The sequence below is a fragment of the Pseudomonas sp. SJZ078 genome, assembly GCF_007828255.1.
GTDB lineage: Bacteria > Pseudomonadota > Gammaproteobacteria > Pseudomonadales > Pseudomonadaceae > Aquipseudomonas.
On the sequence record NZ_VIUG01000033.1, the window covers coordinates 58,600 to 71,227 of the forward strand.

Sequence of the window (12,628 nt, forward strand, 5' to 3'; positions counted from 1 at the left end):
CAAGGGGTTGCGGGGCGTAGCTCACACCAGCAACGTCAACCACGCCGAGACCAGCAGCAACAGTGCCATGGTCCGATTGAACCTGCCCATCGCCACGGCAGAACGGCAGAATCTGGCAGCACCGAGCCCCAGGTAAGCCCAGACGGTCATGCAGGGAATCGAGATTGCAAAAAACGCCAGGGACAACCACAAAACCCGCACGGTGCGGTCGGCTTCGGCGCCGGCAAACACGCTGACCACCGCCAGCGCCATCATCCAGGTCTTCGGGTTGACCAGCTGCAGGCCGGCCGCCCCGACCAGGCCAAGCCTCGGGCCTTCGACGGGTTGGTCAGGATCGATGGCCTGGGCCGGCGCACTGAAAATCTGCCAGGCCATCCAACTCAGCCAGGCGATGCCGGCCCAGGACAGCGCCGTTTGAATCGTCGCGTGGCGAGCCAGTACGTCCCCCAACCCCGTGCCGACCAGCAACACCAACAGAGCCGCCGCGGCACAGGCCCCGAGGATGATTGGGACTGTAGTCGGCAGGCCGAAGCGCGAACTGTGGCTCAACACCAGGATATTGGTCGGGCCCGGGGTGATGGAGGCGACAAACGCAAACAAGGCAAACGGCAGTAATTGGTCCATGGAGCAACTTCTCGGTGAAGAATCGTGACTCGATCCTCCCCCATGGAACGATGCTCAGTCTGGAACAATTGAGCAGCGCTTGCGGTAATCCGCCGGGCTCAGGCGATAGGCACGCTGGAACCAACGGCCCAGGTGACTCTGGTCGGCAAACCCGAGCTGTGCCGCCACGGCCACGGCGCTCTGGCCGCTGGCCAGCAGACGCCGGGCCCGGGCCAGCCGCAACTGGATCAGATAAGCATGGGGTGCCAGGCCGAACGCAGCCTTGAACGCACGGGTCAGGCGGAAACGATCGACACCAGTGACCCGTGCCAGATCGTCCAGGCCAATGTCTTCGTTCAGATGACTGTGTAGGTAATCGCGGGCCCGCTGCGCAACCAACGGCAGGCGCGGATCGGGGTTGATCCGTGCCCGCCAGTGCAAATGTTGGGTCAAGCTGGCCAGCAGGGTGTCGAGCGCGGTCTGGCGGACGATGCGCAGTTCCTGGTCGTGCAGGCTCTGGAACGCCAGGGCCGTCGCGTGAGCCAAACGTGCATCGTCGGCCAGGGTGGCGGCGAATCCCAACTGCGCATTGTCTGGCGCGACGTCGAACAGCGAGCGCAGTTCTCGCTCCAGCCAGTGGGGTTCGAGGTACAGGGTGCGATAGGTAAAACCGCCGGCCTGGGGTGCATGTCCATCGTGGAGCTCACCGGGCTCCAGCAGGAAGACCTTGCCCGGCGTGCTGTTGTGTTGTTGGCGGCGGCAATGAAACTGCTGCACGCCTTCCTCGGTCATGCCGACCAGGTACGCGTCATGCCAATGGGGATCGTAGGCATGCCCTTCAAAATGCGCGCGCACGGTCTCGATGCCGGACGTGGCGTCCTGCTTGAGATCGATCCAGTTGCGCGAGGTCATGGGGTGTCCTGTTCGATTTATCCGCTTGAGCAGACTAACCGCTCAGGGCGAGTACTGTCTGGAAGATTTGTGCAGTTGCTTTTTGTGGGAGCGGGCTTGCTCGCGAATGCGATACATCTATCAGCACATGCATCGACTGACACACCGCTTTCGCGAGCAAGCCCGCTCCCACAAGAAATCTTCACAGGCAGCTTCCATTCAGGGATCAGGAACGAGGGCCGGCAACACCGCCTCCAGCGCGAGTCGCGCCAGTTCGGCATCCTGCTCGGACTTGACCCCGGACACGCCGATGGCGCCGATGCATTGGCCGTCGTGGCGAATGCTCACACCGCCTTCGAGCATGCCATGCAGATGCGGCGCACTGAGGAAGGCGTAGCGACCTTCGTTGATCATGTCTTCGAAAAACTTGCTGTCACGCCGACTCATGGCGGCGGTACGGGCTTTTTCGGTGGCGATGTAGGACGACAACGGCGAGGCACCGTCCAGCCGCAACAGGCCAAGCGGATGGCCGCCATCGTCCACCACACAGACCGACACGGCCCATTGACGCTGATGTGCCAGCTCCTTGGCTGCCACCAGCAACTGTGCGACGTCTTGTTCGGTAAGGACTGCCTTGGTTTTCATGAATCACTCCGATGTGCCACGCAAGAATCCGTGTCGCAGTATGTCCTTGGCGACAGTTCGAGCCAACCCGTATGAAATCCTGATCGTCGGGCAGCGGCACAAATGGATCCATTAAAAATGAAATACCGCACGATTCATCGATAATACGTTGACAACAAAACTAGTTAAGAGACTTAATGGATCCACAGAAAAACAAAATCAGCCTGGAGACCCGTCATGTACCCCAAAAATGCCTGGTACGTTGCCTGCACCCCCGATGAAATCGCCGAGAAGCCCCTGGGCCGCCAGATCTGCGGCGAGAAAATGGTTTTCTACCGTGGGCATGAAGGCAAGGTCGCTGCCGTCGAGGACTTCTGCCCCCACCGTGGCGCCCCGCTTTCCTTGGGCTACGTCGAGAACGGCAATCTGGTGTGCGGTTACCACGGCCTGGTGATGGGCTGTGACGGCAAGACGGTTGAGATGCCAGGGCAGCGGGTGCGCGGGTTTCCCTGCAACAAGACTTTCGCCGTGGAAGAGCGCCATGGGTTCATCTGGGTCTGGCCCGGCGACCAGACGTTGGCCGACCCGGCGCAGATCCATCCTCTGGAATGGGCGGAAAACGAAGAGTGGGCTTATGGCGGTGACCTGTTCCATATCCAGTGCGACTACCGCCTGATGATCGACAATCTGATGGACCTGACCCACGAAACCTACGTGCATGCCTCGAGCATCGGCCAGAAAGAGATCGACGAGGCGCCGCCCGTCACCACCGTCGAAGGCGACGAGGTCATCACCGCGCGGCACATGGAAAACATCATGGCCCCGCCCTTCTGGCGCATGGCCCTGCGTGGCAACAACCTGGCCGACGACGTGCCGGTGGACCGCTGGCAGATCTGCCGCTTCACCCCGCCCAGCCATGTCATGATCGAAGTCGGCGTGGCCCATGCCGGCAACGGTGGCTATCACGCCGCGCCGCGGTTCAAGGCGTCGAGCATCGTGGTGGATTTCATTACGCCGGAAACCGAAACATCCATCTGGTATTTCTGGGGCATGGCCCGGCATTTCCAGCCCCAGGACGAAGCCCTGACCGCGAGCATTCGCGAAGGCCAGGGCAAGATTTTCAGCGAAGACCTGGAAATGCTCGAACGCCAGCAGCGCAACCTGCTGGACCATCCGCAACGCAACCTGCTCAAGCTCAACATCGATGCCGGTGGCGTGCAGTCACGTCGAGTGCTGGAGCGTTGGTTGGCCCGTGAGCGCGACGCCCAGGCGGGATTGATTGCCAGTACCCATCAGCCACAACCCGTGGAGCAACGGCCATGATCGAAGTTCAGGTCGCGGCACGGCACAACGAAGCCCTGGACATCTGCAGCTACGAGCTGACCCGCGTCGACGGTCAGCCGTTGCCGGCATTCACCGCCGGTGCCCATATCGATGTGCATTTGCCGGGTGGCGTGGTTCGTCAGTATTCGCTGTGCAACCACCCCGAGGAACGCCACCGTTATCTCATTGGCGTGCTCAGGGACCCAGCGTCGCGGGGCGGTTCAAGCAGCCTGCACGAGCAGATCCTGCCCGGTGCGCGGTTGTTCATCAGCGAACCACGCAATCTGTTTCCCCTCGCTGCCCAAGCCCGACGCCACTTGCTGTTTGCCGGAGGCATCGGCATCACGCCAATCCTGGCCATGGCCGAGCACCTTGCGCAGACCGGCGCAGCGTTCCAATTGCATTATTGCGCCAGGTCGCTGGAGCGGGCCGCCTTCATCGAGCGCCTGCGCCAGGCTCCGTATGCCGACCGGGTGTTCCTGCATTTCGATGAAGCGCCCGAAACCGCACTGGATACCGCTCGGGTGCTGGCGGCGCCCAGCGAAGACGTGCACCTCTATGTGTGCGGCCCCGGCGGGTTCATGCAGCATGTGCTGGACACCGCCAGGGCCCAAGGCTGGCAGGACACCTGCCTGCACCGCGAGTACTTCGCCGCCACCCCCATCGACAACCGCGCCGATGGCAGCTTTACCGTGAAACTGGCCAGCAGCGGCCAGGTGTTCGAAGTCCCCAAGGACCGCAGCGTCGTGCAGGTGCTGGAAAGCCATGGCATCGAGATTCCGATCTCCTGCGAACAAGGCGTCTGCGGCACCTGCCTGACCCGCGTGCTGGAAGGTATACCGGAACATCGCGACATGTTCCTGGCCGAGGCCGAGCAGGCTTGCAACGATCAGTTCACGCCGTGCTGTTCCAGGTCGAAGACGCCGTTGCTGGTGTTGGATCTCTAATATCTGAACAACATAAACCCCTGCGGGCCTTTGGGAGCGGGCTTGCTCGCGAAAGCGGTGTGTCAGCCAGCATCATTGCCACTGACCCGCCGCTTTCGCGAGCAAGCCCGCTCCCACAAGGGATCTGTGGCGATGGGGGTTCACTCGGAACGCAGGATCACCGTCATCCGCTCATCCGCCAGGGTCGAGCCAAATACCTCGGCGTAGCGCAAGGTGGCGTTGGCATGCTCGCGCATGATCGCCTCGGCCCGCGCGCCCTGGCGATGGACCAGCGCGTCGAACACCGAATGGTGCTGCATGTGGGCATAGTTGAAGCGCCGAAACTCGCCGGCCATGTTCTGCCGATCCACCGCCAGGGCGGTGACTGAGGCAAACGGCAAATGATCGTTGCGGGCCAGCGCATCAGCAATGGCCGGGTTGTGGCTGCCCTCGACGATCACCTGGTGAAAGCGCATGTTGAGGTCGTGGTAGACCTCCAGGTCTTCCTCGGTCACGTAGCCCTTGGCGAACAGTTCGTCGCCCTGCACCAGGCATTGTTCGAGGGTGGCACGAGCTTCCGCATCCAGGCCCCGTTCGGCGGTCTGGCGCGCAGCCAGGCCTTCCAGCACCCCGCGCACTTCCACCGCGCCGGCGATATCCTCGGCACTCACCGAGCGCACCTGGAACCCACGCCCGCCGAAGCGCACCAGCAAGCCTTCCTGCTCCAGGGTCCTGAACGCCATGCGCACCGGCATCCGCGACACGCCGAACCGCTGCGCCGTGGGAATCTCCATCAACCGCTCACCGGCCGCCAGCTCGCCAGAGGCAATCATTCTGCGTAACGCAACCAGCACCGTTTGGCCGGGCTTACTCATCCGGGGTACTTCCAGGGGAAAGAGACCGCCATAGTAAAAGCAAAACCCTGTGGGAGCGAGCCTGCTCGCTCCCACAGGAGTTGTTGTATTCGTCGCAGATCCATCGTGGGAGCGGGCTTGCTCGCGAAGGCGTCGTATCAGTCACTTGAATGTTGACTGACCCTACGCTTTCGCGAGCAAGCCCGCTCCCACAGGATTGAATGTTTAGCGAGAAGGTGTTGCCCGCAGGATCGACTCATCTTCGCCACGATACAGCGCCTCGACTTTCGCCGCCCGCCACTGCAACACCGCCCGCTGGTTGATGGAGCCCTTGTCGGTGATTTCGCCACGGTCGATGGACGCCGGTTCATCGAGCAGTGCGATCCATTCGACCCGGCTGGCATTGCCGCTGGCGCTGTGGTTGAGGCGTTGCAGCCAATCGGCGAACCATCGACGGACCGGGGCGCTGGCGAGTACCTGGGCATCGCTGGCGTCCGCAGGCAAGCCCGACAAGCGCCGGCACTCGGGAAGCCGCGGGAACACCAGGGCGCCCAGGCATTCGCGATCCGGCGCAGTCACCACCAGGTCCTGGACGTAAGGCGTGCCTTCCAGCACCGCACGGTTGCGCAACGGCCCGACGCTGACGAACACGCCAGAGGACAGTTTGAAATCCTCGGCAATCCGCCCGTCGAACATCAACCCCAACTGTGGATTAGCCGGATCGGCCAACTTGATCGCATCGCCCGAACAATAGAAACCGTCCTCGTCGAACACCTCGGCCGTCTGCTGCGGCGCGCGCCAGTAGCCGGGCATGATGTGCGGCCCGCGAAAGCGACCTTCGAACTTGCCGTCCACCGGCACCAGTCGCACTTCGCAACCCGGCGCCGGCAGGCCGATGTAGCCGGCCATGGACAACGGCCCGGTGGTAAAGGTGCAGGACGGAGACGCTTCGGTCATCCCCAGCCCGGCCATCATGCGGATGCGTTCGCCGCAATGCTGCTCGGCCACTTTGTCGAGCCGGTCCCAGGTACTCTGCGACAGCCCGGCGGCAGCGAAGAAAAACAAGCTGACGCGCTCGAAGAAACGCTCGCGCAACTCGCCATCCCGCTCCAGCGCACTGACCAGCTCTTCCCAGCCCTTGGGCACGGTCAGGTAGGCGGTCGGCGAAATCTCTTTGAGATTGCGCAAGGTTTCGGCGAAACCCTGGGCGGTGGGCTTGCCGTCATCCAGGTAGAACGTACCGCCGTTGTATAACACGATGCCAACGTTGTGACTGCCGCCAAAGGTGTGGTTCCACGGCAACCAGTCCACCAGCACCGGCGGTGCTTCGCCGAACACCGGAAAGGTCTGCAACAGCATCTGCTGGTTGGCACAGAGCATGCGCTGGGTGGTGACCACCGCCTTGGGCAGTTTGGTGGAACCTGAGGTGAAGAGAAACTTGGCGATGCTATCGGGGCCGGTCGCGGCGAAGGCATGCTCGGCCTCCGCACTGCCGGGCTGCGCCAACAGGCTGGCGAAGCTTGTCCGGGAGCGCCCCGCCATCTCGCCATCCACCGTGATCAACGGCACATCCGCCGGCAACACCGCACTGACCGCGCGCTCGAATGGCGCCGCCTGGCTGACGAATACCAGCCCCGGCTGCAGCAGATCGCAGACATGCCGCAGCTTGGCAAAATCCTGGGACAACAGCGAATAGGCCGGCGACACCGGGCAATAGGGAATGCCGGCGTACATCGCGCCGAGGGCCATCTGCAGGTGTTCGATGTCATTGCCTGACAGCAATGCCAGGGGTTTGTCAGCCGACAGTCCATAAGCCAGCAGGCCCTGGGCAATGGCACGGACGCTGTCGAGCATTTCGGCGTAGCTGACCCGACGCCAGTCGCCGCCGTTCTGCCGTGCGGCGATAAAGGTCTGTTGCGGGCGCACCTGGGCCCAATGCACCAGGCGGTCGAGCAAGCGCGCCGGCAACGGTGCCAGGGCTTCCAGGGAACGCATGTGCAGGATGCCCTGCTCCTCACTGACCTCAACCGCGGGGTGACCAATCGACACTTGGCGATAATGCCCGGTGCCGGCTTGGGAGGACGATCTGAACTCGGAACTCACGTACATTTCCTCCACCAAGGCACGCCCGGTTCGCGATGCGAGCGGAACGTGACAGCGTCTGGCTGCGACCTTGTTATTGTTATGTCTGGCCTGCATCGAGGGCTTTTTCGAAGCTTAGCCGCCCACGATGCGATGGATATCAGATCGGGTAATGCCGGGGACCGTTCTGCAACGTCACCCAACGCAACTGGGTGAAATGCTCGATGGACGCCTTGCCACCAAAACTGCCGTAACCGCTGGACTTGACCCCGCCGAAGGGCATCTGCGCCTCGTCGTGCACGGTCGGCCCGTTGATATGGCAAATGCCCGACTCGATCCGTTGGGCCAGGGCCAGTGCCCGGCTGGTGTCGCGGCTGAAAATCGCCGCCGACAGGCCGAATTCGGAATCGTTGGCCAGGCGCAGCAAAGCTTCGTCACCGCTGCCACGCAACAACACCGCTACCGGGCCAAAGGATTCTTCGCGGTACAGGCGCATGTCCGGCGTCACCCCATCGAGCAGCGTCGGTTGCAAAATGCTGCCCTCCAACTGACCGCCCGTCACCAGCGTGGCGCCTTTGGCCAGGGCGTCGTCGATCATGGCCTTGATGCGCTGTCCGGCACTGACATCGACCAACGAGCCCAGCACCGAATCACCGCTGGCTGGATCACCGGCACGCAAGGTGGCGATTTTCGCTTTCAGCCGGGAAACGAAAGCATCGGCCACGCTCGTGTCCACGATCAGACGCTCGGTGGACATGCAGATCTGCCCCTGGTTGAAGTACGCTCCGAAGGCAGCCGCTTCCACCGCGGCGTCCAGGTCGGCGTCGTCCAGCACCAGAAACGGCGCCTTACCGCCCAACTCCAGCAGCGCCGGTTTGAGATGACGGGCCGACAACTCGCCAACGATGCGCCCGACATGGGTCGAGCCGGTGAAGTTGACCCGACGCACCGCCGGGTTGGCGATCAGTCGTTCGACGATCACCGGGGCGTCCGCGGGTGCGTTGCAGATCACGTTGACCACACCATCGCCCAACCCGGCGTCTTGCAGCACCTGGCCGATCAACCGATGCACCGCAGGGCTGATCTCCGACGCCTTGAGCACCACGGTGTTGCCGCAAGCCAAGGGCATGGCGATCGCGCGGGTGGCGAGAATCACCGGGGCGTTCCACGGCGCAATCCCCAGCACCACGCCGCACGGCTGACGCAGGGCCATGGCAAAACTGCCAGGTACGTCCGAAGGAATGACCTCGCCATTGATCTGGGTGGTCATGGCGGCGGCTTCTCGCAGCATGTTCGCCGCCAGGTGCACATTGAAGCCGTACCAGTTGGCCATCGCACCGGTTTCGCCGGCGGCGGCAATGAACTCAGCGCTGCGGGCCTGCAACTGCTCGGCCGCCCGCAGCAGACGGGTGCGACGTTCGTTGGGGGCCAGCGCAGCCCAGACGGGAAAAGCGGCTTGCGCGGCGGCCACGGCCGCGTCGGCATCTTCCACGGTGGCAGCGGCCACGCGGGACACCACTTCTCCAGTCACCGGATTGCAACGCTCGAAAGTCCGACCGTCACGGGCGGGGCACGACTGGCCGCCGATCAACAGGGGCACGTCCAGCATAGGATTCTCCTCATTTGGGATGAGCTGCAAGCTGCAAGCTTCAAGCTGCAAGTAGAAGCGGTTCGTGCTTGTAGCTTGCAGCTTGTCAGCGCTTGTAGGCCTGCAGGCCCGGCTTGATGCTCTTGTCGTCGAGGAACTGCTTCATCCCCTGTTCGCGGCCGCCCTCTTTGTCCAGCAGGCGCGACTGGTCGAGCTTGGCGTACAGGTAGTCTTCGTTCTGCTCCCAGGTCAGTTCACGGCAACGCTTGAAGCCATGCTTGGCCGCCCGCAGTACCACCGGGTTTTTCTCCAGCAGATTGCGCGCCAGCTCTATCGTGACCTCGCGCAGTTGCGCCAGGGGTACGCTTTCGTTGACCAGGCCCATCTCGGCGGCTTTCTGTCCACCGAAGGTCTTGCCGGTCATGATGTAGTACAGCGACTGGCGATGCCCCACGGTGTCGGCCATGGCCTTGCTGACGAGGTTGCCGGGCGGGATGCCCCAGTTGATTTCCGACAGGCCGAATGTGGCTTCGTCGGCGCAGATCGCCAGGTCGCATGCCACCAACGGGCTGAAGCCGCCACCGAAGCACCAGCCGTTGACCATAGCGATGGTCGGTTTGGCGTACATGCGCAGCAACTTCCACTGCCACTGCGAGGCTTCGCGGCGGATTTTCTCCTGGAGGATTTCCGGTCCTGCGTCCACCTCGCGGAAATATTCCTTGAGGTCCATGCCAGCGGTCCATGCGTCACCGGCTCCGGTCAGCACGAGCACGCCGGCGGCCGGATCCTGCTCCAGGGTTTCCAGCACGTCGATCATCTCGCGATTGAGAGTCGGGCTCATGGCATTGCGTTTTTCCGGGCGATTGAGGGTGACCCAGGCAATGCCTTCCTCGACGTCGACTTTGACCGTTGTCCAACGACCTTCGTAATTGCTCATGACACGTGCTCTCTCTTGTTCTTGGCTGAAGATGAACAAAAGCTAAACCGCAAAACTAGTTATGTCAATTAACTATTAATCGATTTATCCAGGTTTTCCCGCCGATGGAAATGACGACCTCGATCAATGAATGTGCAATCGACCGTAGCCATCGCGGCGCAACCTCGGCAAACTGGATAGCCTTGTTAATAATTCACCTTGAGGATGCTTTTTTCGATGGCCAAGTCTTCCAAGCTTGCCGAACCTGCCGCGATCGTGACTGACAGCGGCGCCGCGCCGGTGCCGCTGGACTCCGCGCTGGATGACCTGATCGGGTACGCCCTGCGTCGCGCCCAGCTGAAACTGTTCCAGAACCTCATCAGCCAACTGGCCGTTCATGACCTGCGGCCGGCCCAGTTCTCGGCGCTGGCGATCATCGACCAGAACCCCGGCCTGATGCAGGCCGACCTGGCCAAGGCCCTGGCGATCGAACCGCCGCAAGTGGTGCCGCTGCTGAACAAGCTGGAAAGCCGGGCGCTGGCCGTGCGGGTACGCTGCAAGCCGGACAAACGCTCCTATGGGATATTCCTGAGCAAGACCGGCGAAACCCTGCTCAAGGAACTCAAGCAGATCGCCGCCCAGAGCGACCTCGACTCCACGGCGGCCCTCTCGGGTGCGGAGCGGGAAGAGTTGTTGCGGTTGTTGAAGAAGGTTTACCAGTAGCAGAAATGCTCTTGTGGCGAGGGAGCTTGCTCCCTCGCCACAAGTGATTTCATCCATTGACATGCCCCACTTTACCCATCCCAGGGCTCACAACTGCTTCAATCCGTAGTGTTGGCCGTCAGCACGCTGAGTGTGCGTCGTTGGGGGTTCCAGATGCTGAGGCACCACACGCCCCACCACTCCAGGCCATCGTCGAAATAATCACTCCAGGGGTCCCGGGCGGGATCCGGCTTGTCGCTGGCCAACCAGTCGAGGTTGAAATGGTCGACCCAGTTCAGTACTTCAACCTCGACGTCCGCCTCGAGGCCGAGCAGGCCGAGCCACTCCCTGAACAGCGCTTGTAAGTGACCATCGCCGAAGCGGGTGCCATAAGGCGGCTCGCAAAAGGCCTCGTACAAGGCGAAAGGTGGTGGATTATGCACCTCTCGGTCGGTACGCATGAGTTGCCCGATCTCCCGCCGGTCCAGCGGCTTGGCTCGGGCCTTGTCCAAGTCCCAGTTCATCTCGGGAGGCGCGGCATCGGCATAGCGGGGATCGAGGATCATCTGGCGATGTCGCTCCAGCCACAGCTGCCTGATGGCGAGGAACAATTGATCCACGGCCTGACGATGATGCGCCACGGTGATCATCTCGTCGGCCTCGGGGGCGAGCACGATAAATTCAAAGGCGCACCCGGCCTCCTCCATCCGCTGGCGCAGCGATGCGCTGGCCTGCTGCTCGATCACTTTCAACATGACGGGCTCCGTTGACCTTCGAGGTACACCACCTGGTGCCGGGCGATACCTGCGGATTTTATGGCTTTGAAAATGACAATCATGGACTTATTCGGCAGAAAACTGATCCCACTACATGAGGATTGTCCCAAACGGTACCAGACGGTACTGTCGCGGGAACTTAAAAGAGCGTGAATACCGTTGCCCCAGCGGGGCAAAAATTGCGCATCATAGGCGCCGTCCGCTCAAGGGAGATTTACATGCGTGCCATTTCATCCATCCTGCGCCTGGCCGTGCTGTCGCTGGGGCTGGCGTTCGCCGTCGGCGCCGTGGCTACCGAAGAGACGCAACTGGTCGAGTCCATCAACCTGTACCGCAGCCAGTCCCAACGCTGCTCGGGCCAGGCCTCCCTGGAGTTACCGCCGCTGGCGATGGACTCGCGGTTGATCCTGTCGGCCAACGGCATTGGCGACCTGCAGCAAGCGCTGGCACGCGCGGCTTATCCGATGGTCAACGTGCAGGCAATCAGCCTGTCCGGGCCGCGGGACGCGCAATCGGCGATGAAAGCCATACAGGAAAGTTTTTGCCAGGTAGTGCTGGACCCACAATTTATCGACATCGGCGTCAGCCGCCTGGATCGCGAATGGCGCATCGTCCTGGCGCGGCCCCTGTTGTCGGCTCGTCTGGCAGACTGGCAAGCCGAAGGCCAGAAGCTGCTGAAGCTGATCAATAGCGCCCGCGCCCAGCCCCGTCGGTGTGGGAGCGAGGCCTTCGCCGCGACCACGCCACTGTCCTGGAACGCCACCCTGGCCCTCGCTGCGGTAAACCACACCCGGGCCATGGCCAACAACAACTTCTTCGACCACAAGGACCGCGACGGCCGCACCCCGGGCGACCGCGCCGAACTGGCCGGTTACCTGGGCCAACTGATCGGCGAGAACATCGCCGCCGGACAGGACACCGCCCTGAAGGTGGTGGACGGTTGGCTGGCCAGCCCGGGGCACTGCGCCAACCTGATGAACCCGCAGTTCCGCGAGCTGGGTGCCGGTTATGCCGTGGACCCGAAGAGCGATGCGGGCATCTATTGGACCGCCATGTTTGGCACTCAATAAACGTATGACCAGGCTTACGTCATCGCGAGCAGGCTCGCTCCCACATGGAGATCCGATGAACTGAATCCTGAGACCGCCGCAAAACCACTGTGGGAGCGAGCCTGCTCGCGATTGTGGCGGGGCAATCAACATCAAGCGTCCTGAGCCACCGCCCCCAATAAAAAACGCCGCTCAATGAGCGTAATGCTGTTCACTTAAGCGGAGCGGCCTTACGATCTACCGGATACCGAGTTTTGGAAATCTTCACTGTCCTCGGCCGCCCTGGCCTTGGAC

At 62.3% G+C, this 12,628-nt stretch carries 12 protein-coding genes; 4 read left to right on the forward strand and 8 right to left on the reverse strand.

Annotation, left to right across the window (positions count from 1 at the left end; translation table 11 throughout):
- Positions 1 to 21: 21 nt before the first annotated feature.
- From FBY02_RS23360 to FBY02_RS23370, 3 genes are all read right to left on the reverse strand, one after another.
- The gene (locus FBY02_RS23360; RefSeq protein WP_144930466.1) at positions 22 to 624 is read right to left on the reverse strand and encodes a LysE family translocator; all 603 of its coding nucleotides are present in this window, start codon (positions 622 to 624) and stop codon (positions 22 to 24) included.
- A 54-nt stretch (positions 625 to 678) separates the two neighbouring features.
- The gene (locus tag FBY02_RS23365) at positions 679 to 1,515 is read right to left on the reverse strand and encodes an AraC family transcriptional regulator (RefSeq protein WP_144930467.1); all 837 of its coding nucleotides are present in this window, start codon (positions 1,513 to 1,515) and stop codon (positions 679 to 681) included.
- 198 nt (positions 1,516 to 1,713) lie between these two features.
- Entirely contained in the window at positions 1,714 to 2,139 is a 426-nt protein-coding gene (locus FBY02_RS23370; RefSeq protein WP_047702979.1) for a heme-binding protein, read from the reverse strand.
- 216 nt (positions 2,140 to 2,355) lie between these two features.
- On the opposite strand from FBY02_RS23370, the gene FBY02_RS23375 reads away from it, so the two are divergent.
- The gene (locus tag FBY02_RS23375; RefSeq protein WP_144930468.1) at positions 2,356 to 3,441 is read left to right on the forward strand and encodes an aromatic ring-hydroxylating dioxygenase subunit alpha; all 1,086 of its coding nucleotides are present in this window, start codon (positions 2,356 to 2,358) and stop codon (positions 3,439 to 3,441) included.
- Positions 3,438 to 4,388, forward strand: coding sequence for a PDR/VanB family oxidoreductase (locus FBY02_RS23380; protein WP_144930469.1), 951 nt, complete (start codon positions 3,438 to 3,440; stop codon positions 4,386 to 4,388). The genes FBY02_RS23375 and FBY02_RS23380 overlap by 4 nt, the downstream gene beginning before the upstream one ends.
- 140 nt (positions 4,389 to 4,528) lie before the next feature.
- Here the strand turns inward: FBY02_RS23380 and FBY02_RS23390 are convergent, their stop codons facing one another.
- From FBY02_RS23390 to FBY02_RS23405, 4 genes are all read right to left on the reverse strand, one after another.
- Entirely contained in the window at positions 4,529 to 5,242 is a 714-nt protein-coding gene (locus FBY02_RS23390; protein WP_047702976.1) for a GntR family transcriptional regulator, read from the reverse strand.
- 204 nt (positions 5,243 to 5,446) lie between these two features.
- Complete coding sequence (locus FBY02_RS23395; protein ID WP_144930470.1) at positions 5,447 to 7,324, reverse strand: feruloyl-CoA synthase; 1,878 nt, start codon at positions 7,322 to 7,324, stop codon at positions 5,447 to 5,449.
- Between the two features lie 139 nt (positions 7,325 to 7,463).
- The gene (locus FBY02_RS23400; RefSeq protein WP_144930471.1) at positions 7,464 to 8,912 is read right to left on the reverse strand and encodes an aldehyde dehydrogenase; all 1,449 of its coding nucleotides are present in this window, start codon (positions 8,910 to 8,912) and stop codon (positions 7,464 to 7,466) included.
- A gap of 85 nt (positions 8,913 to 8,997) precedes the next feature.
- Positions 8,998 to 9,828: a p-hydroxycinnamoyl CoA hydratase/lyase gene (locus tag FBY02_RS23405; protein WP_024777695.1), complete on the reverse strand. Its 831-nt coding sequence runs from the start codon at positions 9,826 to 9,828 to the stop codon at positions 8,998 to 9,000.
- 216 nt (positions 9,829 to 10,044) lie between these two features.
- Here FBY02_RS23405 and FBY02_RS23410 point away from each other — a divergent pair, with 216 nt between their 5' ends.
- Entirely contained in the window at positions 10,045 to 10,530 is a 486-nt protein-coding gene (locus tag FBY02_RS23410; protein WP_144930472.1) for a MarR family winged helix-turn-helix transcriptional regulator, read from the forward strand.
- A gap of 98 nt (positions 10,531 to 10,628) precedes the next feature.
- Here the strand turns inward: FBY02_RS23410 and FBY02_RS23415 are convergent, their stop codons facing one another.
- On the reverse strand, positions 10,629 to 11,264 hold the full coding sequence (locus tag FBY02_RS23415) for a hypothetical protein (protein ID WP_144930473.1): 636 nt from the start codon (positions 11,262 to 11,264) through the stop codon (positions 10,629 to 10,631).
- A gap of 239 nt (positions 11,265 to 11,503) precedes the next feature.
- Between FBY02_RS23415 and FBY02_RS23420 the strand changes: the two genes are divergently transcribed.
- Complete coding sequence (locus FBY02_RS23420) at positions 11,504 to 12,355, forward strand: CAP domain-containing protein (RefSeq protein ID WP_144930474.1); 852 nt, start codon at positions 11,504 to 11,506, stop codon at positions 12,353 to 12,355.
- Positions 12,356 to 12,628 lie beyond the last annotated feature (273 nt).